Source organism: Rhizobium sp. BK619, assembly GCF_014195245.1.
Lineage (GTDB): Bacteria > Pseudomonadota > Alphaproteobacteria > Rhizobiales > Rhizobiaceae > Rhizobium > Rhizobium acidisoli.
The window spans coordinates 313,265-337,380 of sequence record NZ_JACIBH010000001.1 but is presented as its reverse complement, the minus strand read 5'-3'; the positions used below and the strand labels follow the sequence as shown (position 1 = coordinate 337,380).

At 60.4% G+C, this 24,116-nt stretch carries 22 protein-coding genes; 5 read left to right on the top strand and 17 right to left on the bottom strand.

The window, feature by feature from the left end; all coding sequences use genetic code 11:
* Positions 1 to 95: 95 nt before the first annotated feature.
* Entirely contained in the window at positions 96 to 308 is a 213-nt protein-coding gene (locus FHX14_RS01575) for a hypothetical protein (protein ID WP_003594765.1), read from the top strand.
* Positions 309 to 323: 15 nt separating this feature from the next.
* Here FHX14_RS01575 and FHX14_RS01570 read toward each other — a convergent pair whose 3' ends face one another.
* From FHX14_RS01570 to FHX14_RS01495, 16 genes are all read right to left on the bottom strand, one after another.
* Positions 324 to 1,493: an amidase family protein gene (locus FHX14_RS01570; RefSeq protein WP_003594768.1), complete on the bottom strand. Its 1,170-nt coding sequence runs from the start codon at positions 1,491 to 1,493 to the stop codon at positions 324 to 326.
* A gap of 11 nt (positions 1,494 to 1,504) precedes the next feature.
* A complete protein-coding gene (locus FHX14_RS01565; protein ID WP_184375662.1) occupies positions 1,505 to 2,212 on the bottom strand; it encodes an ABC transporter ATP-binding protein in 708 nt (235 codons plus the stop codon).
* Entirely contained in the window at positions 2,205 to 3,962 is a 1,758-nt protein-coding gene (locus tag FHX14_RS01560; protein WP_348649222.1) for an ATP-binding cassette domain-containing protein, read from the bottom strand. The genes FHX14_RS01565 and FHX14_RS01560 overlap by 8 nt, the downstream gene beginning before the upstream one ends.
* Positions 3,955 to 4,788, bottom strand: coding sequence for a branched-chain amino acid ABC transporter permease (locus FHX14_RS01555; RefSeq protein WP_184375659.1), 834 nt, complete (start codon positions 4,786 to 4,788; stop codon positions 3,955 to 3,957). The genes FHX14_RS01560 and FHX14_RS01555 overlap by 8 nt, the downstream gene beginning before the upstream one ends.
* Positions 4,789 to 4,839: 51 nt before the next feature.
* Positions 4,840 to 5,988, bottom strand: a complete 1,149-nt coding sequence (locus FHX14_RS01550) for a substrate-binding protein (RefSeq protein ID WP_184375658.1) — start codon at positions 5,986 to 5,988, stop codon at positions 4,840 to 4,842.
* A 30-nt stretch (positions 5,989 to 6,018) separates the two neighbouring features.
* Complete coding sequence (locus tag FHX14_RS01545) at positions 6,019 to 6,864, bottom strand: nitrilase family protein (protein ID WP_184375657.1); 846 nt, start codon at positions 6,862 to 6,864, stop codon at positions 6,019 to 6,021.
* Between the two features lie 200 nt (positions 6,865 to 7,064).
* Entirely contained in the window at positions 7,065 to 7,682 is a 618-nt protein-coding gene (locus tag FHX14_RS01540; protein ID WP_184375656.1) for an ANTAR domain-containing protein, read from the bottom strand.
* A 1-nt stretch (position 7,683) separates the two neighbouring features.
* Positions 7,684 to 8,817 (bottom strand): transporter substrate-binding domain-containing protein, encoded by a 1,134-nt coding sequence (locus FHX14_RS01535; protein ID WP_184375655.1) that lies wholly within the window; start codon positions 8,815 to 8,817, stop codon positions 7,684 to 7,686.
* 141 nt (positions 8,818 to 8,958) lie between these two features.
* The gene (locus FHX14_RS01530) at positions 8,959 to 10,407 is read right to left on the bottom strand and encodes a M20 family metallopeptidase (protein WP_184375654.1); all 1,449 of its coding nucleotides are present in this window, start codon (positions 10,405 to 10,407) and stop codon (positions 8,959 to 8,961) included.
* A gap of 133 nt (positions 10,408 to 10,540) precedes the next feature.
* The gene (locus tag FHX14_RS01525) at positions 10,541 to 12,085 is read right to left on the bottom strand and encodes an ABC transporter substrate-binding protein (protein ID WP_184375652.1); all 1,545 of its coding nucleotides are present in this window, start codon (positions 12,083 to 12,085) and stop codon (positions 10,541 to 10,543) included.
* A gap of 24 nt (positions 12,086 to 12,109) precedes the next feature.
* A complete protein-coding gene (locus FHX14_RS01520; protein ID WP_184375650.1) occupies positions 12,110 to 12,973 on the bottom strand; it encodes a serine hydrolase in 864 nt (287 codons plus the stop codon).
* A gap of 1 nt (position 12,974) precedes the next feature.
* The gene (locus tag FHX14_RS01515) at positions 12,975 to 14,603 is read right to left on the bottom strand and encodes an ABC transporter ATP-binding protein (protein ID WP_184375648.1); all 1,629 of its coding nucleotides are present in this window, start codon (positions 14,601 to 14,603) and stop codon (positions 12,975 to 12,977) included.
* Positions 14,600 to 15,418 carry an ABC transporter permease gene (locus tag FHX14_RS01510; protein WP_184375646.1) on the bottom strand — a complete coding sequence of 273 codons (819 nt, stop codon included), beginning with the start codon at positions 15,416 to 15,418 and terminating at the stop codon, positions 14,600 to 14,602. The genes FHX14_RS01515 and FHX14_RS01510 overlap by 4 nt, the downstream gene beginning before the upstream one ends.
* Positions 15,415 to 16,359, bottom strand: a complete 945-nt coding sequence (locus tag FHX14_RS01505; protein WP_184375644.1) for an ABC transporter permease — start codon at positions 16,357 to 16,359, stop codon at positions 15,415 to 15,417. The genes FHX14_RS01510 and FHX14_RS01505 overlap by 4 nt, the downstream gene beginning before the upstream one ends.
* 178 nt (positions 16,360 to 16,537) lie before the next feature.
* Complete coding sequence (locus FHX14_RS01500; protein WP_184375642.1) at positions 16,538 to 17,443, bottom strand: LysR family transcriptional regulator; 906 nt, start codon at positions 17,441 to 17,443, stop codon at positions 16,538 to 16,540.
* 37 nt (positions 17,444 to 17,480) lie between these two features.
* Positions 17,481 to 18,455: a LysR family transcriptional regulator gene (locus tag FHX14_RS01495; RefSeq protein WP_184375640.1), complete on the bottom strand. Its 975-nt coding sequence runs from the start codon at positions 18,453 to 18,455 to the stop codon at positions 17,481 to 17,483.
* A gap of 40 nt (positions 18,456 to 18,495) precedes the next feature.
* Between FHX14_RS01495 and FHX14_RS01490 the strand changes: the two genes are divergently transcribed.
* Positions 18,496 to 19,869 (top strand): MmgE/PrpD family protein, encoded by a 1,374-nt coding sequence (locus tag FHX14_RS01490; protein WP_184375638.1) that lies wholly within the window; start codon positions 18,496 to 18,498, stop codon positions 19,867 to 19,869.
* Between the two features lie 69 nt (positions 19,870 to 19,938).
* On the opposite strand, the gene yghX is transcribed toward FHX14_RS01490, so the two are convergent.
* Entirely contained in the window at positions 19,939 to 20,826 is an 888-nt protein-coding gene (gene yghX, locus FHX14_RS01485) for a YghX family hydrolase (RefSeq protein ID WP_184375636.1), read from the bottom strand.
* A gap of 328 nt (positions 20,827 to 21,154) precedes the next feature.
* Here yghX and FHX14_RS01480 point away from each other — a divergent pair, with 328 nt between their 5' ends.
* From FHX14_RS01480 to FHX14_RS01470, 3 genes are read left to right on the top strand one after another with little or no spacing between them, the layout of a single operon-like run.
* Positions 21,155 to 22,312: a Gfo/Idh/MocA family oxidoreductase gene (locus FHX14_RS01480; protein ID WP_003594794.1), complete on the top strand. Its 1,158-nt coding sequence runs from the start codon at positions 21,155 to 21,157 to the stop codon at positions 22,310 to 22,312.
* 13 nt (positions 22,313 to 22,325) lie between these two features.
* A complete protein-coding gene (locus FHX14_RS01475; RefSeq protein ID WP_054184546.1) occupies positions 22,326 to 23,210 on the top strand; it encodes a sugar ABC transporter permease in 885 nt (294 codons plus the stop codon).
* On the top strand, positions 23,207 to 24,064 hold the full coding sequence (locus FHX14_RS01470; protein ID WP_003594798.1) for a carbohydrate ABC transporter permease: 858 nt from the start codon (positions 23,207 to 23,209) through the stop codon (positions 24,062 to 24,064). Before FHX14_RS01475 ends, FHX14_RS01470 begins: the two co-directional genes overlap by 4 nt.
* Positions 24,065 to 24,116: the final 52 nt, after the last annotated feature.

Below are 24,116 nucleotides of genomic sequence, written 5' to 3'. Positions count from 1 at the left end.
GACCGATGACGATGCCGTCGCATTCGAATTGACGAAACGATACGGATCGTTTATATGGCGACCGTTCTCCTGCCACGTCAATTTGAGGAAGCCTGATGATAAACTTTCGTCCTTCGCCACTTTTATCCACGGCTCGATTTTTGGGCGCGGCGATCATCGGAGCGTACATCGTGCTGAACGCCCTCAACATACTTCTGTTTCGCCTGACGGAAGGCTTGGGACAGGCAGGTGCAAGCGCCATTACGGTTCCGCCGATGGTGGTAGCAATGCTCTACGTGGTCGTGCCGCTCGCGAGAAAACTCTCTTAGGGGATCGGGAAGGCGCTAGGCGAAGCCGGCTGGAATTGACCGCCTGGCCATATTCATAAGCATTCTGTCGGCGCTTCGTGCGCCGAGTAAGGAGAGCGAAACATTCTTCACGCGACTGGCAATTGGAAAAGCCAGTTGCGGGCACCCGCTCAGACCTGAGAGACACAGAAGCTTGACGCAGGCCGAACGAAATGCGGCGAAGCTTTCCGGCCCGGCATCGCGCGTTGGCGGGCTCATGGCCAAGGTCGGAAGAGCGACAACCACATTTTCGCGGAGTAAACGGTCGACCTTCGCGGAAAAGAGCTTTCGGATCCTGTAGGCAGTGCGCACCTCCTCGTTGTCCAGGCGAGACGCTGATCGAAGACGCGCGGCAATATCGGGTGCGATGGCCTCAGGGCCCCGCTCGAAGAGCGTTTGGTTGCTTTCCCAGGCTTCCTTTTGGAGGATGGTGGTGAATGCCAAAGCAAGATCCGTGAGGCTGAACGAGCAGATCGCAGCTGTCCTGCGGATAGGCATGGCCGACGATCGAAGGCTGGCGATCATCTCGTCGGCGATCGCGCCGTCGATGGTTTCGAAGATATCCTCGGCAATGAGAATGGATAATGGTCGGTCATTTGCCGCGGGCATGCCGACGGCGCTCATCACCGCGGCCATCGGGTCGAGGCTTCTCGTCATGAAACCCGGCACATCGAAGCTTGGCGCCAGCGGACGCAGTGCCCTGTTGTCGAGGCTTCCATGTGTCGGCCGCCAGCCGACGAGGCCGTTGATGGCGGCGGGCAGCCGGATGGAGCCGGACGTGTCTGTTCCAAGCCCGAGATCCGCGAGGCCAGCGGCAACCGCGACGGCTGAGCCGGAGGACGATCCGCCGGGGATGAGGGTGGGGTCGCGTGGATTGATAGGCATGCCGAAATGGATATTGCCGCCAATCAGCGAATAGGCGAGCTCATCCGTATTGGTTTTGCCGACAAAACAGGCGCCGGCCTCCAGCAGCGTCTGGACCAAAGGCGCCGTCGCTGTCTTGATGCCCGAGGCGGCGAGCACCGCGGCATTGCCGGCCGAGGTTGGATAGCCGGCAACGTCGAAAAGGTCCTTTACCGCCAGGCGAAGTCCGGAAAGTGGTCCGGTGGACGCATGGCCGACATCGACGTCGGGATAGGGCATGAATGCATTCCACCGGTCCTGCACTTCACCGCTCCCTAGATCTTCAGATGTTGCAGGACACGGCTGCGGCTGTCCGGACCGTTGGCGCTTTCGTCTTCGATCGCTCCAAGTTTGAGAATGGCCCAGCGATCCGCCACCGAAAGGGCGAAATCCAGGTTCTGTTCGACCAGCAGGATGGTCGTGCCGCGTTTCTCGCGGTCGTCCCTCAACGCCTTGGCGATGTTCTGGACGACGGAGGGCTGCAGGCCTTCGGAGATCTCGTCGATCAGCAGCAGCTTTGGCCGCAGCATCAGCGCCCGGGCCAGGGTCAGCATTTTCTGCTCACCGCCTGAAAGCGTGCCGGCCTTTTGGGTCAACCGGTCCTTCAGGAACGGGAAATAGAAGTAGACCCTCTCCAGGGCGGATGCCAGGTCCCGGTCGCTTTTCAGCGCCAGGCGCAGATTGTCACGGATGGAAAGATCCTGAAACAACGGCAATTCCTGGGGCGCATAGCCGATTCCGGAAGCGATCAGCTCCGCCGGCTTCCTGTCGGTGATACGGGCGCCGTCGACCTCGATCTTGCCTTTGCCGACACGCAGGAAGCCGAGGATGGTCTTCAGCAGCGTCGTTTTGCCCATGCCGTTTTTGCCCATGAGCGTGAAGATCTCGCCGGGCCGGATGGCGAGCGACACGCCATTGACGACATCGACCGCGCCATATCCGCTCGACACAGTGCTGAGCTCGAGTTTGAACGCGTCAGCCATGAGCGCCTCCTGCGTAGATGGTGCGAACCGTTTCGGAATTGACCACGTCATTCACCGTGCCGTCGAGAACCAGCTTACCCTGGTGGAGAACCACGATGCGGCTCGATATCTCACGCACGAAATCCAGATCGTGTTCGACCAGGATGGCGGCAAAACCCATCTCGTCCGTCAGTTTCTTGAGGATAGTGCCGATGGTCATGCGCTCGGTCTTGGTAAGACCCGCCGTCGGTTCGTCGAGCAGGATGATGCGTGGTTCCAGAGCGACGACCATTGCCAGTTCGAGAGCCTGCCTTTGACCGTGCGACAGCAGCACGACCGGTTTGTCCAGCATCTCAGCCATGCCTGTGAGCGTCAGGATCTCGGCTGCAGCTGGCGGCAGTATGATCTCGGCGGATGATTGGATTGGGTTGGGTGTTCCGCGGCTGAGCCGTGCCATCTTCAGGCATTCGCCGATCGTCATGCTGTCGAAGATGCTGGCGACCTGGAATTTCCGGCCGACGCCGAGGGCGACGATCCGTTCCGGTGCACGACCGGCGATATTGGTGCCGATGACATCTACTTGACCTTCGACCTTCTCGGTGCCATCCGACAGACAACGCATCAGCGTGGTCTTGCCGGCGCCGTTCGGGCCGACCAGGCTGACGAGTTCTCCGGCGCCGATTTCCAGGTCGATGCCCTTGAGGACGGAGAGGCTGCCATAGGACTTGCCGAGACCGCGGATCGACAGAAGGCTTTTGCCTGCCGCCGGACCATTCCTGGCGACGATGCGCGTCGGCAAGGACTTGAGAGTGCTGTTGGAGTTTGCGGTCTTGAGGAAACGCGTCACCAGGGAGGCGAGGCCGCCCGGCAAAAGGATGATCATGACGACGAAGAGCGCACCGACGATCAGTTGCCAGAGGAAGGGCAGATCGCCCGACAGGCTGGCACTCAGATAATCGATGCCGATTGCGCCGAACATAGGCCCGATGATCGTTCCCCGGCCACCAAGCGCCGTCCAGACCACGAGTTCGGTTCCGAAGACGAAGCCGGTATTCTCTGGGGCGACGACACCGGATGCATTGGCATAGAGGAAGCCCGCAAGGCCGCACACGCCGGCAAGAACGCCCGTCAGGACGATCTTCAACCGGGCCGGATCCATGCCCAGATAGGCGACGCGGGCTTCATTGTCGCGGATTGCCACAAGCAGACGGCCGGCGTCCGACCGGACAAAGACGATCGCAACAATGGCCAATGCCAGCAGACAGGCGCCCGACAGGCGGAAGTAGCCGGGAAGCCCGAGCGGCAGAGTGTCGTAACCGACAAGGCCGCTCGAGGAACCGGTCCAGGTGCCGCCCGAAAAGACGAGCTGTGTGACGACGATCGGCACAACAAGCGAGATCACGGTGGCATAGAGCGGTGTCGATCCGTGATAGAACGACAGCCAACCGACGGCGAGGCCAAGCACGAGCGGGACGAGCACGGCGGCGACAAGGGCGACGACCAAAAGCGCCGGGCTTGCGCCGATATGGGTGAGAACCATGGCGGTGGCATAGGCGCCGACGCCAAAGAATGCCGCCTGCCCGAAGGTGAGAACGCCCGTATAACCCCAGAGCAGGTCGACGGTGATCGCCAGCATGGCGTAGATCATCGAGCGCGTCAGGACGTTGAGGCTGAAACGGCCGAGAAACATCGGTCCGAAGACGATCAGCAGGAGGGCTGCCAGCGCCAGCGCCAGAAGAAGGACAAGCCGGAGTTTTTGTCTGTCACGCACGGGCAAATCCTTTCGGACGTATGCGCAGTGTGATTGCGCAGATGACGGCCACGGTGATGCCGCCGAGGATTGGGCTGAAATAGGTGCTGACGAGCACCTGCGCGGCCCCGAAGATCAGGCAGGCGCCGGCAAGTGCGGCAAACGAAGAGCCCGCGACCATCACCAGCATGAAGGCGCCGGTCAGCCAGGCGACGCCCATATTGGGATCGACGCTGGTCAGCGGCGCCAGCAGCACGCCTGCCAGGGCGGCAAGGCCGGTGCCGATCATGAAGGTGGCGAGCCGCACCTTTTCAGTGTCGATGCCGAGCCCGCGCGCCAGTGTTTCATTCATGATGACTGCCCGGGCGGAAAGGCCAAGCCTTGTCCCATCGAGCAGCAAGGTGAAGCCGAGACCCAGACCGATAGCCGCGGCAATGGCGAAAAGGCGGTAGGCCGAGTAGCCGGTGCCAAAGAGGTCGAAGGTGCCGGGCAGCAGGGCCGGCGTGAACTGCACGTCGCGGCCGAACCAGAGCGTGATCAGCTGGCCGATGACGATGCCAAGGCCCCAGGTTGCAAGAATGGCGTCGAGGGGTCGGCGATAGAGAGGCCGCACGATAAACCGTTCGGCGATACCGCCGAGGATCGCTCCGACCAGAAACGCAAAGGGGATGGCAAGCCATGGATTGAGGCCGAACCCGCTGACGACGACAGCGCAGTAAGATCCAATGGTAAGCCAAGCGCCGTGCGCGAAATTGATGATCTTCAGCACGCCGAAGATCGCAAGCAGCCCGGCGGCAACGATGAAGAGAATGGCCGCGGTGCTGACGATATCGAGAAAGAGGGTCATTTCTAGAACTCCGATGCTGGAGGCGGGGCACCCTGCCCCGCCCCGCTGGTTTCAGAGATTCGGGCACTGATCGCCAGGATCGACATCTTTGAAGCTATCGACGACTGCAACGCTGCCGTCGTCCTTTACCTGGCCAAGATACATCGTCAGCGGCGCATGGTGCTGCTTGTTCATCGAGATCTTGCCGCGCGGACCGGTGAAGGAGACATCGGGAAGGGCTTTGAGCACATCAGCCGTATCGGTGCTGCCGGCCTTCTCGACGGCTGCTTTATACAGGTAGATCGCCTCATATTGCGGCACCGAAAGATCGTTCGGCGTGCGCAGTTCCTTGCCGAACTTCTTTTCCATGGCCGAGAGAAAAGCCTTGTTCTCGGGGCTGTCGATGCCGGTGACGTAGGAAGCGGAGAGGAAGATGTCCTTGGCATCGGTGCCCATGCTCTTGGCGGTGCCTTCGTCGACCGCCAGATTGCCGTAAGGCAGGCTGACGCCGGACGAGCGCAACTGCTTGGTCAAGGTCACGTTCGGTGCGCCGCCGGCCGTCGAGGTGATGATGGCGTCGGCGCCGGAGGAGCGGACCTTGGAGATGATGGCCGTCCAGTCGCTGCCGTCCATCGGCAGATATTCCTCGCCAACGACCTGCGCGTCGGCTTTTTCGATATAGGCTTTGGCGAAGGTCAGCATGCCGCGCCCGAAAGAATAGTCCGAACCGATCAGGAAGAACTTCTTGGCGCCCTGTTTGCTGATGAAATTGTCGACGACAGGCGGCACCTGCTGTTCAGGCACCCAGGCATTGACGAAAAGCTTGGCGTTGCAGGATTTGCCTTCGTAGAAAGACGTGTAGATATACGGCACGTCACCCTTGGAAATGATCGGCAGTCCTGCATTGCGCGCAGCACTCGTTTCCATGGAGATGACGACATTCACCTCCTTCTGGAAAACCAGGGAATCGAAGGCCTTTTGCGCGCCGGCCGCCCCGGATGCATCGTCGGCGATCTCAAGCGCCAATGGCCGCCCGAGCACGCCGCCTTTGGCATTGATTTCTTCCACGGCGAGTTCGGCAGCCTGGACGACCGACGGGGCGACCACGCTGTTTGCGCCTGACAGCCCCACCGGCACGCCGATCTTGATCGGATCCTCGGCAAAAGCTGCGGTGGCGAACGCCGCAGATGCCAGTGTCAGGATGATGGTTTTCATTTGCATTTTGTTCCCCTTTCTTGAGTTGGGTCGAGATTACCCGTAGACATCGGCTCGGCGGTCGCCGAGCAGATGATTGAAGCTGTTGAGCGTGCGGGTCTCCGTGACGCTCGACAGATCGATTTGTGCAAGCAGGATTTCCTCGCGATCGGCACTGGCCGGACCGGAGACGGGCCAGCCTTGCGGGCCGACGATAAGGCTGCGGCCGATGAAGGACTGGCCGCGCTCGACGCCGATCCGGTCGGCGCAGGCGATGTAAAGGCCATTGGTGTGGGCGGCTGCCTTGTGCAGAATGTTGGCCATCGGCTCCGCAATGCTTTCCGCACCAGCCATCGGTACCCAGTTGGTGGGCACGCAGACCAGTTCGGCGCCGGCCAGCGCCAATTCGCGGAATGTTTCGGGAAACCATCCGTCGTAGCAGATGGCGATGCCGATACGGCCGAAGGGCAGGTCAAATACCGGCAGCCCCATATCACCTTTTCGGAAAAGACGGTTTTCGTTGTTCCACAGATGGAGCTTGCGGTATTTGCCAATATATCCGTCGGGACCGCAAAGAAGCGCGCTGTTATAAAACCGGTCGCCTTCCTGCTCGGCAACGCCGCTGACGATGTAAAGGCCAAGCTCCCCGGCAAGGCGGCAGAGCGTCTCAGCACTCAGGCCGCCGGGTACCGGACCGGCCAATGCGGCAACTTCGTCGCCGTCACGGAAGCTGTAGCCGCTGTCGGCCAGTTCCGGCAGAACGACGATCTCTGCGCCCTTGGCCTTCGCTGCCCTCGCCAGCCGCTCGATGGCGGCGAGGTTATGGGCGCGATCGCCGACGATCGGTTCGAACTGGACGGTTGCGACGGTTACTGTCCGTGCGGTTGAGGTCTTGATGCTCAATCTCGTCTCCAAACGCAAAAAACCTCTGGCACGGAATTCAATCCGTGAACCAGAGGCTACATAGCCATGATGTGAATGCGGCAGCCCTGCCGCTGAGCAAACCTGCTCGTTATCTTTAGGCTGGCACGAAAGAATGCGACCGTCAAGCCGCTCTATTGGATATTTTCAAGAGTTGCACGACCACAACTCAGGGCTTAAAATTAAGCTTTTGCGCCGATCGACAGCCCAAGGCTTTTCATCGTGTCTTGCGCAGCAATGATCGATTCGGCAATCGTCGCCATCGGAACGCGCTTCGACGTCGCCTGATCGCGCAAGAGCTTATAAGCCGCCTCTTCATCGAGGCCATTCATGACCCGCAGCGCCGAAACGGCTTTTTCCACCAGCCGGCGGCTTTTCAACGTTTCCTCGAGTTTTTGCACTTTGCCGGCGAGCCGTTTTTCGTAGCTTTGCCGATAGCGTGCAAGCGCAAATTGCGTCAGGATGCCGAGCGGCCGCAGCGGTTTGCTGATAACGCCGTGGGCGTTGAGATCGATAATCGCCTGAAGGGCCGTCGGGCTCTCATATGTCAGGATGGCGATGACCGCCGTTTGCTGGAGATCGATGATCTCGAGCGCATGCTCGAGCTGGACATCCTCGACGTGCAGGAAGACGGTGTCGATGTCGGGCGGCAAGGCAGGCGGGAGCGGCCAGGTCGCGCGAACCTCGCAGCCAAGGCGCTTGAGGTGGGCGATCAGCAAGTTGCCGTCCTCGTCGCGCGGATGGACAACCAGAACGCGTGCGCGCCGCAGATCCTGAACGATCCGGCTTGGTCCCGCCATGTCAGGCCTCCAACCAAACGTCTTCGAACCGCGAAGCGGTCAGGTACGGGTCCGGTCGGATCGGGCCAGGCGCCTGCCAGGCAATGTCGAAAAGCCCGTCCGCCCGCGCCACGCCGATGCGGGGATGTAGCCAGAGATGCCGGGTATCGGCGTCGAAATTGATCCGCCCTTCCGGAGCAGAAAAATCCTCCAGGAGAATTTCCTCGGAAATGCGATGGGTCTCGAGCGAGCCGGCCCGGGCAAGTGCGCGGGCGAAAAGGTGAACCTGCGCATAGGCTGGCTGCGACCAGACGCTCGTGGTGAAGTCCTGGCCGAAGCGGGCCTTAAATGCCGCGACGAAGCGCGCGTTCGCCTCGTTTTCGACCGTCTGGAAATAGGTCGCCGAAAGAATATGGCCAGTGCAAGCGTCAGCACCGATCTCGCGGATCTCGCTCTCGGCCATGGTCAGGCTGGCAATCGGAACCCGCTTGCGATCGATTCCCGCCTCGGCATACATGCGATAAAACCGCTGCGCCGGCCGCCCGACAATCGTCGAGAAGATGGCGTCGGGCTCGAGACGGACGATATCGGAAATAACCGAACGCAGCGTTTGCTCGTCGGCATGAAGAGGCAGATATCGTTCGCTGACGACTTCACCGCCCTTTGCCTCCAGCACATCCCGCATCACCCGATTGGATTCGCGCGGATAAATATAATCGGCGCCGACGAAGAGGATCCGGCGTCCATGGTTGCGGAGCAGGTATTCTGCGAGTGCGAACGTATTCTGATTAAGGGTGGCGCCGGTGTAGACGACATTCTCCGAATATTCGAAACCTTCATACATCGACGGATAAAACAGCAGTCCGTTGTGCCGTTCGACAATCGGCAGCACGGCCTTTCGGCTGGCCGACATCGACGTGCCGAAGATGATGTTGACGTCGTCGTCTGCCAGCAGCCGCCGCGCCAGATTGCGATAGGCGGTCTGGTCCCCGCCCGGATCATAGGCGATCGGTACGATGGGCTTGCCGAGCACGCCGCCCGCCGCATTGACTTCCTCGATCGCAAGCGCGGTGCCAAGAAAGTGCTCGGTTTCCGTAATTTCGCTAATTCCGCTTCTGGAAAACAGCACTCCCACCCGCCATTCGGAGCTTGTCATCTTTGCCTTTTCCGAAACGTTGGAGGTTCGAAAGCGGTGAATGCCTCAGTTCCGCACTTTCGACTTCCATATCCTTAGTGCTTTTTCATGGGGTGCTGCAAGCGGGATGCAGGTCGCTGTCACAGGAGACGAAAACGCGAACTACCGGCTGCGCACTGTTGCGGGCATCACATTCTCGGGTATCGGGCACACATAGGCTTTGCCGCTGGTTTTTTCCCGCCACTCGGCCTTCGCGGCCGTAAGGAGGTCGGATGACGACATCAAGGCGAGCCCCGTCGTCGCAAGCGTCTTGGCCGCATGCGCCATGGCTTTGTGCGCGGCCGGGCTTTTTCCTTGCGCGACGACCTGCCAGGTATGGGGATTGGTGCCGATCGCCCAGGCTGGCGCCCAGCATTGCGCGGTCGGCGTCACCCAGCTGACATCGCCGACATCGGTCGATCCGGCCCGGAAATGCGATTGCCCTTCGAAATCGCGCAGACCGGTGTGCAAGGGCGTCGAGCCATCGATCTTGGCATTGGAAAACACATCGCCCTTGATCTGATAGAGGCGGATACTGCTCCTGATCGCCTCCTGGGTGAAGGTATCCTGGATTTTCCTGGCGAAGGCGATGTCTGCCTCGTCGAAGGCGATCGGCCCGAGCGCGACCATGTTCTCGTGCATTGCCGTTTCAAGCGTGATGTTGGGAAGAAGGTTCGTCGAGGCGGTGTCGAACACGATCTCGACCTCGGTTTCGGTCATCATGGCGGCACCGCGCGCAACTTTCTCGACGCGCCCGGCAAGCTCGAGCGCCTGCGGCATGTCGGGCGCCCTGATCAGATAGAGAACCTCGGCGCTGGCCTGCACGACATTGGCAGCCCTACCGCCGGTGTCGGTGATCGCGTAGTGCACGCGACAATCCTGCGGCATGTGTTCACGCAGGAAATTGACGCCGACATTCATCAGTTCGACCGCATCGAGCGCCGAACGGCCGAGATGGGCGCTGTTGGCAGCATGTGCCGCGACACCCCTGAAGCGATAGTAATATTCGAGAACGGCCAGATTGTTCGTCGAACGAACACCGTTGAACGGAGCCGGGTGCCAGGTCAGGGCGGCATCGACGTCATCGAATGCGCCGGCCCGAACCAAGAAGGTCTTGCCGGAACCGCCCTCCTCTCCCGGGCAGCCGTAATAGCGCACCGTTCCGGGCAGGTTGTTCTCCTTGAGGTGGCGGGCAAGCGCAACCGCCGCCATCAGCGACCCAACGCCAAGCAGATTGTGCCCACAGCCGTGACCGGTCGCTCCCGCTGCTTCGGGATGAGGCTCGGCCAGGTCGGCGGTCTGGCTCATTCCGGCCAGGGCATCGAATTCGCCGAGGAAAGCAATCACCGGCGTGCCGCTGCCAGATTCGCCGATGAAGGCCGTTTCCATGTCTGCGACACCACGGCGGACGACAAAGCCGCTTTCGTCGAGTGTCCTTGCCAGCAATTGCGACGAGCGCCGCTCCTCGAACTTCAACTCCGCGAAATCCCAGATACTGTCGCTGAGAGCGATATAGTCCGGCTTCATCTTTTCGATCGTCGCGGAAATGGAGCTGATCGCTTCAAGATTCATGGTATTTCCTCGCTACTGTCCGGCCGCCACAAGAATGTGTTGCGCCGGACCCGGCAGGTCTGTCTGCCGGATCTCTTGTCGACTGCCGAAGTGGGATCACCGCACCCGACCCGCCCGGGCGCGGAACTGAGGTTCAATTGTCGAGTGAAACTTCCCAAAGACGGGCATTCGATTGCCAGACGGGTTGGCCCTTCAGCTTCTTGGTCGCGCCCCAGAGATCGACCATGTCATAGAGGAAGATGCCAGGCATTTCCTTGAGCATCAGCGTGTGGAACTCGTCGAAGATCGCCTGACGCTTCGTCTGGTCGGGTTCTGCATAGGCGGCCTTCATCAACTCGACGGCCTTCGGATCATCCCACATCAAGGACGCGTTCTTGTCCTTGTTGCCGACATAGAAGCCGTACATCAGCGCCGGATCGAGCCGCGGTGCGACCGATTGCGAGATGATCTGGTAGTTGCCGGAGCGGCGGCGATCGACCTGCGTTGCATAGTCGAGCACCTCGATCTGCACATTGAGACCTGCCTGCTGCATCATGGCCTGCGCCATCACCGCGGCGGGGAAGCTTGGCACGTTGCTGCGCTTGTTGGCGATGATGGTAATCGGCTCGCCCTTATAGCCGGCCGTCGCAAGCTCTTTCTTCGCGGCCTCGATGTCGTAGGGCAGACGCTCCTTCTGGACGTCGTCGAAATAGAGCGAGTCTTGCGAAACCATCGAGCCGTTGGCTGCACCCGTGCCATTGGAGGCTGCCTCGACGAGCTGGTCGAGATCGAGTGCCATTGCCATGGCGCGGCGCACGCCGGGATTACCCAGAACCTTGTCGCGCGTCTGGATGTAGAAGAGGTTTTTGCCGTTGTTGCGAGCCACGATCAGCTGCATCGTGTCGCTCGTCTTGAATTCGGGAATGAGATCCGGCGAAATCTCCGCCGTATCGAGCACGCCGGACTCAAGGCCGGCCTTGACGGTCGAAGCATCGGGAATGACCATGAACTTGATGCCGTCGACGAGAGGGCGCTTGGAGCCGACCATGCCGTCGGGCTTGCCGTCGTTCTGAGGCGAGACATAATCGGCGAACTTGGCGAGATGGATATACTCGCCCTTCTTCCATTCATCCCATTTGAAGGGACCAGTGCCGATCGGCTTTTCGAAGCTTCCGTCCGCGCCGACCGATTCTGGGGAGATCATCCCGGTGTAGCCGCATTCGGGGCGCGACATCAGGCCAAGGAAAACCGCGGATGGCTTTTCCAGTGTGATGGTGACAGTGGAAGCATCGACTGCCTTGACGCCGGTAACATGCACATTGCCGCTGCCGTCGAAGTCAGGAAGGCACGTCCATTTCGTTTCAGGCTTGAGATAGCGGTTCCAGTTCCACACGACGTCATCGGCGGTCAATGTCTTGCCGTTGTGGAATTTGACGCCGTCACGCAGTTTGAAGCTGTAGGTCAGCCCATCCGCCGAGACGTCGAAGCTCTTTGCCAACAGCGGCTTGACCTCGCCATTATTGGCATAGCCGACGAGCCCTTCGACGATATGCAGGATGACGCCATCGGTATTGCCGTCGCGATTGACGCCTGGATTGCTGCTGCGCAGATCGGAACTTTGAGCCACGACGATGTCGCGGGCGTCGACCAGGCCGGTCATCGCCATCAAAATGGTCCCGGCAAGAAGAAGTTTATGCATTGTTCTACCCTCTTTTATGGATCGTCAGGATTGCAATTCATCCCAGCAGGCGCGCGAAAGCCTGCCGATGGTTTCAAGCGCGACCGTATAGCCCGGAGTGCCGTCCGGCATTTCCTGCGGCACGTCGTCGGTATAGGCGGCGATGATGTAGAAGGGGGAACCGTCGCGATAGACGATACCGGCATTCATCCGGCCACGCTTTCCCGTGCCACCCTTATGGGCGACGAGCACACCGAATGGCAGCCGGGAAGGAATGGCATAGCGCAGGATTTGGTTCTTCAGGGTTTGGAGCGCGTAGGCGCACAGCGCCTGCGAGCAACCGAGCCGGTCGGCTGCTTCCGGCGAATTCTGCGCATCCAGGATGGTCTGCAGCAGATAGACCTGATCCTGCGCTGTCGTCGTGGTGACGGCTTTCAATGAATGATCGGGTGACAGCGCCAAGGGAGGGATGAGGAAGCGATGGTTGGTGCCGGACATGCCGATCGATTTGCAATAATCGTCGACCTCTTCGAGCGTCAGCCTTTCGAAGACCATCTTGGTGCAGACATTGTCGCTCAGCACCATCATGCCGGTGATGGCATCGCGCAGCGATATGACGATACCGGGGCTGAGATAGCGGAACATCCCGCTCGCCACTTCCTCGGCGAAACGCTTTTCGTAGGTGATCCGTTCGTCCAGATCCAGGCGGCCTTCATGCGCGGCCTTCAAGGCTGCCATCATGATCGAGGTTTTTCGGGTGCTGGCGGAGGGCGTTTCCTCATCCGCGCCTCTGCCGATCGTTTCGCCGCTGGCAAACGCACGCACCATGAAGCGCGTCACGAACGGCTGGGCATCGCAGATCGCGTTCAATCGCTCCGCAAGCTTTGCGGATTCACTCATCATCGTCATATCAGGTCTCCAGGCGCCATTTGAGGGTCACGCCGCCCTGAGCATTGTGGTCCAGAGAGGGGATGGCCGAGAGAAGCCTTTGCGTATAGGCCTCCTTCGGGCTGTCGAAAATCGTATCGCGGTCGCCCTCCTCGATGATCCGGCCGTCCTGCATGACGACGACGCGATCGGCCACCTGCTCGACCACGCCGAGATCATGGCTGATGAACAAGCAGGAAAAGCCGTAGCGTTTTTGCAGATCGGACAGGAGTTCGAGCACCTGCGCCCTGACCGTCACGTCGAGGGCCGATACCGGTTCGTCGGCGATCAGGAATTTCGGCCGGCGCGCAATGGCCCGGGCAATCGCCACGCGCTGACGCTGGCCGCCGGAAAGCTCATGTGGATAGCGCCAGGCGTAGTCGGCCCCAAGCCCGACTTCTTCAAGCGTCTCCAGGGCGCGCTGGCGCTTTGCCGCAGCGTTGAGATCGGGAACGAGCCGCAGCGCTTCTTCGACAAGCGCTGCGATGGTCATGCGCGGATCGAGCGAGGAATACGGATCCTGAAAAACCATCTGGCAATTCAGCCGATAGTCCATCCAATCGTCGTCGCGGCTGCGTCCCTTGAAACGGATATCGCCTTTGCTCTCCCGGACCAGCCCGGCAATGGTGCGGCCGAGCGTGGTTTTGCCGGAACCCGAACCACCCACAAGTGCAACGACTTCGCCCTCGTGGATATCGATGCTGACGCCATGCAGCGCCCGCTTTGGCGTTGCCTTCTTCATCAGCGACCGCCGGCCCGCATAATCGACGACGATATCACGCGCCGAGACCATCGGCGCCTTGGTCTTGTCGATCGTTCGCGTCTGCCCACGGAACGGCAGGGAGGAAAGCAGTTTCTTCGTATAGGCACGCTGCGGTGCGTCGAGCAGATCGGCGGTGCGTCCTTCTTCGACGATCATGCCCTTTTCCATGACGACGATGCGGTTCGTGTAGCGGGCAACCATCGGAAGGTCATGACTGATCAGCAGCACGGCGGTGCCTTCCGCCTGCGTCAGTTCCACCATCAATTCCATGACATCGCGCTGGATCACGGCATCGAGCGCAGTCGTAGGCTCGTCGGCGATCAACAGCGCCGGTTTCAGTAGCATGACCGATGCCAGCATGATGCGCTGGCGCATACCGCCCGAGAATTCATGCGGGTAGGACGTGAGCGCCCCGGCGGGATCGCGGATCCCGACCCGGCTCAGCATGTCGAGGATCCGGCTGCGCCGCTCTTCCCGAGAAAATCTCGTATGCAGCTGCAACCCTTCTTCGAGTTGGCGGCCGACGGACATCGAGGGATTGAGCGAGGTCATCGGTTCCTGAAAGACGACACCGATTTCCGCGCCTCGTAGCTGGCGCAATTGCGCGCCGTTCATGGAAGGCACGTCGCGTCCCTTGTAGGCGATGGAGCCGCCGATCACCTTGATGGGTGCCGGCAGCAGTGAGATCAGGGCGCGTGTTGCCAGCGTCTTGCCCGATCCGCTTTCTCCGACGATGCCGAAGATTTCGCCCGGCGCGATATCGAAGCTGACGTCCTTGACGACCTGCACACCGGTCCCGGCGACCTGAAGCGACAGGTTGCGGACATTCAAAAGCGTTTCATTTATCATCTCAGTCCCCTCATCCGCGGATCAAGCTTGTCCCGAAGAGCGTCGCCCAGAAGATTGATGCCGAGGAGCGTCAGGGCGATCGCCAGGCCCGGGAACAGACCCAGCCAAACAGCCTGCTCGATGAAGGGTCGCCCGGCAGCCAGCATGTTGCCCCAGGTCGGTGCCGGTGGCGGAACGCCGAGACCGAGAAAGCTGAGCGCACTTTCCGAAAGGATCGCCCAGCCGAACATCGAGGTTGCAAGCACGGTGATCGGGGCGATGCAATTGGGGAGGATATGGCGGAACATGGTGTAGAGCGTGCCATTGCCCATCACCTTTGAAGCCTCGATGAACTCCCGCTCGCGCAGCGACAGGACGGCACCCCGGACAACGCGGGCCATCGAGGGGGAATAGGCAATGCCCAGCGCGAAGATGATGCCATATTGGTTGGCGCCGAAGACGGCGAGCAATCCCAGCGCCAGCAGGATGCCCGGAAAGGCGAGAAGCGCATTGTTGATGGCCATGACGACGGCATCGATCCAACCGCGGGCGTAGCCGCTGACGAGACCGATCAGCGTGCCGCAGACCGTCGCGAATGTGACCGTCAAGGTGCCGATCCAGACGCTCGCCCGGGCGCCGACGATCAGCCGGCTGAGCACGTCACGGCCGAATTCGTCGGTTCCGAGCCAGTGGCCGCTGCTTGGTGCCGCCAGCCGTGCCGTGAAGCCGAGCTTCATCGGATCATAGGGGGTCCAGAATAGCCCGATCGCAGCTGATATGAGCAAGGCGGCAATCAGAATGCTGCCGATGAAGCCGTTGAACGTGACGTTTTTCATTCGGCGACCACCCGGGGATCGAACAAGGGATAGAGCAGGTCGACGACCAAATTGACCAGCACATAGGAAAGCGAGACGAACAGCAGGCAACCCTGGATAACCGGGTAATCGCGCGCAAAAATGCTGTCGACCATCAGGCGCCCGAGCCCCGGAATGGTGAAGACCGTCTCGATGACGGCAATGCCGCCAAGCAGATTGCCGAGGATCAGGCCGATGACCGTCCAGGTTGGGCCGAAGGCATTCTTGAAGGCGTGCCGCCAGAGGACGGCGCTTTCGGAAAGGCCCTTGGCCCGCGCGTGGGTAATATAGTCGAGACGCAGCACTTCCAGCGTCGAGGCGCGTGCCATGCGGATCAACACACCCATTTCATGAATAACCAGGGTCACGATCGGCAGCACGAGGTAGAGCAGGCCGCCGGTCATGTTGCTGCCGATCGAGACGTAGCCAAGGACCGGTAGCCAGCCGAGTTTCAAGCCGAAGAAAAGCAGCAGCAGCAGTCCGAGCCAGAATGTCGGGATCGACAGCAGGATCGTCGCCGTGCCGACCAGCGCCAGGTCCGTCAAACTGTTTTGCCGCCAGGCGGCGATGACGCCGGCCGGCACGGCGATGAGGCTCGCCAGAAGGACGGCGATGACGACGATTTCGGCGCTGACCAGAAAACGTGATGCGACGAGCGGCAGAACCGCCTCGCCGTTGACGATCGAGCGGCCGAAGTCACCCTGGACGACATTGGCGGTCCAGATCAGGAACTGTTCCGGCAGCGATTTGTCGAGGCCGAGTTCCGAGCGCATCGCCGCGATCTGATCTGGCTCTGCCATATCACCCAGCATCAGTGCCGCCGGATCGCCGGGTATGAAGCGGATCAGGGTGAAGACAGTCACCGAAACGAGGATGATCGTCGGCAATGCCATCAGCAGGCGGTTCAGAACGAATTTCAGCATTTTTGTTCCCCGCGATGGGCGACGGTGAGTGTCCGGCGCCATCGGTTTCGTTGCTGCCGACTATGATCGAATGGAGAAATATCCGCAATATTATGCGATTTCGTCATAAGTCTATGCGGAATGTGACCGCAACCAAAGCGACTGCATTGGCGCAAAGGTTCAAGCTAAAAAACTGATTTCAAATGTCTTTTTGCGAAAGCTGGATCTGTCGCTTCAAGGCATCGCTGAGAGCATGGGCGGCAATCGAGAGTGGCGTGCCGACTGCCCTTGCCAATCCGAATTCCTGGGTCGCGCGTGGCACGAAAGGACGGTGAACGACCGGCAGGTGGCGATAGAGATTCGCATAAAAGCTGCTGATGATCGTTACCCCGAGGCCATGCGCGACGTAGGAACAGGCGGAACTGTTGGTATGCGTCTCGATCTTGACGATCTGCTTGATGCCAGCCCGCCGAAAGGTTTGGTCGAGCGCCATGCGGTTCGGCCGTTGGCGGCCAATCAGAATGAGAGGAACGTCGCGCAAATTCTTGACGGTGATTTCCTCCAGTTTCGAAAGAGGATGATCCTTTGGAACGACGCAGACGCTTTCGCCGGTGGCGACGCGCTCGACCTCGATGCCCGGTCCGCTCTCGCCCTCCATGCGTAGAAAGCCGAAATCGATCACCCTCTGCTCGACGAGCTTGTTGATCGCCGTCGTCGTCTCGAAGAAGGTTTCGATCCGTACACCGGGGAAATCGCGGATGTAATCGACCAGCATTGCCGGCGCGAAATGCTCCCACATGCTGCTCGGCAGGCCGATGCGGACGATCTCCGGGCCGGCGGCGCCGCTTCGCAAGTCCTCCGCGTGACCTGACATCCGATCGACCGCCAGCAGGATGTTCTCGGCATCGCGGGCAAGAAGCAGGGCCTCGGGGGTGGAGATGAGACGGCCTTTGTCGCGCACGAAAAGCGACATCGAAAGATCCGCCTCGAGTTGCTGGAGTAGACGACTGACGCCGGACTGGCTGAGACCCATCGTCTTTGCCGTGGCAATCGTCGACCCTGTCGCAAGAAGTGTGCGCAGGACTTCCAGTTGCTTGATATTCATGCTTTTGCGATCCCCCGGGACGGTATAAGCACCGTCATCATGCCCAGTCCGAAATGCTTTGAAGGAAGAGGCTGGCGGCCTTGGGCATCGGAAATTTCTCTCCGCTGATCAGCGCGTAGGCAACGGGCAGTTCCGGTTCGAGCGGAATGAACTGCAGCGGCAGCGTCGCATATTCGCGAGCGATGATTTCCCCGACCAGCGCAATGCCGAGCCCCTGTGCGGCCAGCGCGCAGGCACTCGCCACCGAATGGGCCTCAAGCAGGGGGCGTTGACGGATGCCGGCCTTGTGGAACAACGCCTCCAGCTCGTGGCGAACCGGTCGCTCCCTGTTCAGCATGATCAGATCCTGCCCCTTCAGGTCGCCGACCGACAATAGCCGGCTACCGGCCTTGGAATGATCGGTGTGCACGGCGCAAATGATCCGCGACGACAGGATCTTCTCCTGTTTCAATCCCGGGCTCATCAGCGGCAGACGCGCGAAGCCGAGATCGGCCTCGCCGTCGGCCACCATCCGTTCTAATGCGAGATAGCTGCCGGACGCGACTTCGACGCGCATCGGGCCATTGGCGGCAAGAAAGTTCTTCACTAACTTCGGAATGCGCGTTGAGGAAAGGCTGGCGGGAAAGGCGAGCCGCAGCATGATCTCGCGCGATCGACCGCTCTCAAGCTCCATCGCCGCGGTTTTCAAGGCGCGGAGCCGGTCGGAAATGGCGCGGATTTCCGGGCCGAGCTGAAGCCCCTCGCGGGTCGGTTGAAGCCGGTTCTTTTCCCGCTCGAAAAGCCGGACGCCGAGATAGTCTTCCAGTTGCTGCAACAAACGGCTGGCATTCGATTGCGAGATCCCAAGCTCGACGGAGGCAGCGATCGTCGAGCCGGTCGCGGCGATGGCGTCATAGGCCTCGATATGCTTCAGGCTGATCGCCGCACTCGTGTCTCGCGCCATTCTATCTCCCATGAGGATAGCCCTACCCGCAAACCGCATAAGATTGCGGAGCTGCGGAAAGTTGAACATTTTCCGCTGAGAAACCAAACCCACGGAAAGACTTTCGTCAATGGCCACCATTCTCCGGACGATCGCGGAACAGGCCCTGTCGCGCACGACGTTCTCAAGCCTCGCCATGGATCGGGCAAGAGATGCGGCGGTGGATACTATCGGCTGCATGATTGCAGGCAGCAGCGATGAAAGCGTCGCCGCGCTTACCCGCGCTTTCGACGGGGAAATCGCCGGCGGCGGCCAAGCGCGGCTCATCACTGGCGGCTCCGCCTCGCCCTCGCTCGCCGCCCTCGTCAACGCAACGGCGGCTCATGCGCTCGATTTCGATGACAATTTCCATCCGGCGAGGGCGCATGCTTCCGCGGTACTGGTGCCGGCGCTGCTGGCGGTTCTGACGCGCGGAAATGCCGTGAGCGGAAAACGGTTTCTCGAGGCCTACCTGACCGGGCTGGAAGCGCAGGCGACGGTCGGCTTCGGCGTCAATCCCTCTCACTATAACAGGGGCTGGCACGCGACTTCGACGGTCGGCAGCATCGGGGCTGCTGCAGGCGTGGCACGGCTTCTCGGTGGCGACGAAGAGAGCCTCGCTGCGGCGATGAGCCTCGCGACCAGCTTTGCCTGCGGGCCGAAAGGGCAATTCGGCACGAGCGCCAAACCGCTTCATGCGGGCATTGCAGCGCGCAATGCGGTGGATGCGGCGCGCATGGCGCTTGCGGGTCTGAGCGGCCGGCCGGATATTCTAGAACGGCCGCAGGGCTTCCGCGATTTGTTCGGCGGCGATGATGCCAAGGGGTGGGAGGGCCTGGCATTGACGGAAGAACACATCATCGAAAGCCGGGGCGTAGTGACCAAGCGTCATCCCTGCTGCGCCTCGACCCATCGCGCCATCGACGCGCTTCTGGACCTAAAGCAGGAGCACGGGCTTTTGGCGGCCGACATTGCCAGGATCGAGACGAAAGTCGGCATATCCGCTGCCCGTAATCTCGCTTATCCCGAGCCCACCAACGAGATGCAGGCCCGCTTCTCGATGCCATATTGCCTGGCGACGGCTTTCCTCAAGGGAGCTCTCAGCCTTTCGGACTTTACGCGGCAGCAGATCGAACGGCTGGAAATCCGGCAATTCATGCCGTGCATCGAAATGCAGTCCTATTCGGCCGAAGAAGAAAGAGGCGTCGAGCGCCTCCCGCACGTCGTCACGGTCACCACTCGCGACGGCCGCATTCTGAGCAAGTCCCGGCTGCATGCGAAGGGATCGCTCGAAGCGCCGATGAGTGTGCATGAACGTGAAGTCAAGTTCATGGACTGCTTGCGCTGGGGAAATCGGAATGCGTCCGGCGCTGCTTTCCTGCAACTTCGCACGCTTGCCGATTCTGAAAACATGTCCGGCGACGATTTCTTCTGGGGCCTGATTGCAGACCGTCAGTCGCCTTGACAAGCCACGGGGACGGATAGGCGGCGGGGAACGGCTCCCCGCCCCAGCATCGTTCAGGCCATGGCCTTCTCAGGCGAGGTATTTCGTGAACCAGTCGACCGTGCGCTGCCAGGCGAGCTTGGCGGCGGCTTCGTCGTAGCGCGGCGTGGAATCATTGTGGAAGCCGTGATTGACGTCGGGATAGACATAGGCCTCGTAGGTTTTTTGCGACAATTTCAGCGCGGCTTCATAGGCCGGCCAGCCTTCATTGATGCCCTTGTCCAGCCCGGCGTAATGGAGAAGCAGGGGCGCCTTGATCTTCGGCACGTCCTCGGCGCGCGGCTGCCTGCCGTAGAACGGCACGGCGGCGGCAAGTTCTGGATAGGCGACCGCCGCAGCATTGGCGACGCCGCCGCCGTAGCAAAAGCCGGTGATGCCGACCTTGCCGGTGGTGAGGTCGCTCTTCATCAGAAACTCCACCGCCGCGAAGAAGTCGTTCATCAGCTTTTCCGGGTCGACCTTCTGCTGCAGGTCCCGCCCCTTTTCGTCGTTGCCGGGATAACCGCCGACCGAGGAGAGTCCATCCGGTGCCAGCGCGATGAAACCGGCCTTCGCCACGCGCCGCGCCACATCCTCGATATAGGGGTTCAGGCCTCTGTTCTCGTGCACGACCACCACGGCCGCGACTTTGCCGGCGGCTTTTGCGGGGCGGACGAGATAGGCGCGGACATCTCCATTTCCTTTCGGCGAGGAATAGGTGATATATTCGGCTGATATGTCGGGATCGGTGAACTCCACCTGGGTCGCCAGCGCATAGTCCGGGCTCAGCGACGAAAGAATGGCGGCTGCCGTCAGCCCGCCGACGGCGAATTTGCCGGCCCGGTCGAGAAACTCGCGCTTGGTAATCCTCCCGTGCGCGTAATAATCATAGAGTTCGAGAAGTTCCTGAGGGAAATCCTTGGCTGTCATGCGGGTCATGATGGCTCCTCCTTGCCTTCGGGTCTCGCGCCATCCTACACACGTAAACTCATGTGTCTTTTCAACATTTCGCGAGTCCCGCGTGTGGCTGTCGGGACGATCGCCGGCTGCTGCAAAGGACGCTGAATTCGCCGCCGCTGCTTCAAGCGGTGCGGGCTATTTCCTTCGGCAACCGCATCCGGCGGGTCGCAGCCAACAATCGGCGCCATCCGCCGGTCTATGAAAATTAATTTCATGCTCGCGCTTTGAGGCCCGTTTTCTATTGACGCCTCTCGATTTTTGTCCCAACTTAAAGAAAATAAATTACTTAATTGGGAACTTGATCGGCATGAAAGTGGGAATCATCGGGCTGGGATTCCGGCTCGGCTATCTCGGATATGTGTTCAAAGCGATCGATAGCAGCTTCGACATTGTCGGCTATGTCGATCCAGAACCTGCCGGACTTCCCGGATTGACGGAAAAGGGAGTCTCGGTCGGCAAGGCCTATGCTTCGCCAGAGGAGTTGCTGGCGTCCGAAAAGCTCGATCTGCTGATGATCGGCTCTCCCAATCACCTGCATCTCGATCATATCAGGCTCGGGTTGCAAGCCGGTCTCAAGGTCTTCTGCGAAAAGCCGATCGTGACCACAATCGCCGAAAGCATCGAGCTTGCCCATCTGATGGCGAAGTTCGGTCACGAGCGGCTGATGGTCGGTCTGGTGCTGCGGTATTCTCCCCTCTACAAGGATCTGCGCGCCATCCAGGCCGAGGGCAAACTCGGCCAGATCGTCTCGATCGAGGCTTCCGAGCACATCGAGCCTTATCACGGCGCCTTCTTCATGCGCGACTGGCGCCGTTATGAGCGCTATTCCGGCAGCTTCATGCTGGAGAAATGCTGCCACGACCTCGACCTTTATAATGGTGTCGTCGGCGCGCGGCCGGAACGGGTGGCAAGCTTCGGTGGCCGCAAGAGCTTCATTCCGGCCAACGACCCGGCCCGCGAAGGGATCAACGATCTCGAGCTTTTCCACCGCAAGCCGAGCGGCTGGATGGGATCGGACAAGGTCTTCGACAGCGATGCCGACATCATCGATTATCAGGTGGCGATCGTTGAATATGAAAATGGCGTCGGCATGAACTTCCACACCAATCTGAACGTGCCCGATCAGTTCCGCCGTTTCGCCATCATGGGTTCGCGCGGCATGGCCGAAGGCGATTTCGTGCGCGGCTATCTCGATGTGCATGAGCAGCTGACCGGCAAGAAGGTCGTGGAAAATAAATATGCCGCCACCGAACTTTCTCAGCATTACGGCGCCGACGAACAGATGGCGAGCGATCTGCTGGAAAGCGTGCGCACCGGGCTTGAACTTCCGGTTTCCACGCTGAACGCGCTCGAAGCTGGCATCCTCGCCTTGGCGATGGATGAGGCGAGGATGAAGAAAACCGTCGTCGACCTGCGTCCCATCTGGGACCGCTTCGACGAGGCGCTCCACGCAAGAGCGGCTTGAGGAAGGCGGCAAGATGAGTGTACAAAGAAGCGCCTTCATCTTCGCCTGGATCCTTCTTCTTCCGGCCGTCCTCTATGTTCTCGCCATCGTCGCCTATCCCCTTGTCGATACCTTCATTCTCTCCTTCACCGATGCGTCGCTGAAGAAGACCACCAACTGGGTCGGCTGGATCAATTACCAGAAGATCTTCAACGCCACCTTTGCGGAGGTCATCTTCCGCACCTTCGTCTGGACCTTCTTCTCGGTCGCGCTGAAAATGGTGATCGGCACATTCGGTGCGACGATGCTGAATGCCGCCGTGCCGGGCCGCTCGCTGTTCCGGCTCTTGACCATGCCGCCATGGATCGTGCCGATGGCCATCGGCATTTTCATGTGGGGCTGGATGTATAATGGCCAGTTCGGGATGATATCGGGCGTTTTGCAGCGCCTCGGTCTGGTCGACGGTCCGGTCGCCTTCCTCGCCTATGGCAGCACCGCCTTCTGGGCAACGATCGTCACCGATGTGTGGATCGGCGTGCCGCTGGTGACGATCTACTTCCTGGCGGCGATCCAATCGATTCCGAAGGATCTCTATGAGGCCGCCTGGACCGACGGCGCCGGCCGCTGGTACCGCTTCCGCCGTATCACCCTGCCGCTGATGGTGCCCGCCATCATTACCATGTCGATGCTGTCGCTGATCGCCACCTTCAACTCGTTCGACATCATTTGGATTCTGACGCAGGGTGGACCGAGCGGCGAGACGACGACGATGATCATCGATACCTATCAGACCGCCATCGGCTCGAAGAAATATGGTGAAGGGGCGGCGCGCGCCGTACTGATCTGCATCTTCCTGTCGCTCTTCTGCTTCGCCTATTTCCGCGTCACCCGCCGCCTTAACCCGGAGAAGCGCGCATGAGCAGTGCTGCCATGATCGACCGTTACCGCTGGTGGGAAATCATCCTGATCTATTGCGGCATCGCGCTGTTTCTGTTCTTCGTGCTGGCGCCTTTCTTCGAAGGCTTCATGGTGTCGCTGAAACCCCTCAGCCAACTCTTCTCCTCGCCCTACCGCTTCTGGCCGGAGAACGGCTCCTTCGAGGCTTACCGGACGATGTGGGTCAGCGTTCCGGGCTTCGGGCGCTATATCTTCAACTCCTTCTTCATCTCGATCATCGTCACGCTGATCGTGCTCTGCCTCGTCATTCCGGCGGCTTATGCCTTCGCGAAGTTCGAATTCAAGGGCATGGGCATCCTGCTCGGCGCCTTCCTGACGGTGAACATGTTCTCCGGCGCCGTGCTTCTGATCCCGCTCTTCCGGCTGATGCGCAGCATGGGTGTGCTCAACACCTATCTCGCGATGATCGTGCCTGGTGTCGCCTTCCTGATCCCCTCGGCGATCTGGCTGCTGCGCACCTACATGATCCGCATTCCGCAGGAGCTCAACGAAGCCGCCTATATGGATGGCGCCAGCCATTTCTACACGCTTCGCCGCGTCATCCTGCCGATTGCGATGCCGGGGATCATCGTCGTCGCCATCACCACCTTCATCGGCGCTTACGCCCAGCAATTCATCTTCGCGCTGACCTTCAACTCGAAGACCGAATACATGCCCCTGCCGGTGGGCCTCTTTGCTTATTTCGGCAAGCAGGAGGTCATCTGGAACGAACTGATGGCGGCATCCTTCGTCGGCATCGCGCCGGCGATGGTCGTCATCTTCTTCCTTCAGCGCTACCTTGTCGGCGGGCTGACCGCCGGTGCGGTGAAACAATAAGACCAAAAAACGAGTGAACAGCTAACCAAGAACGGGAGTCACGACGTGAATA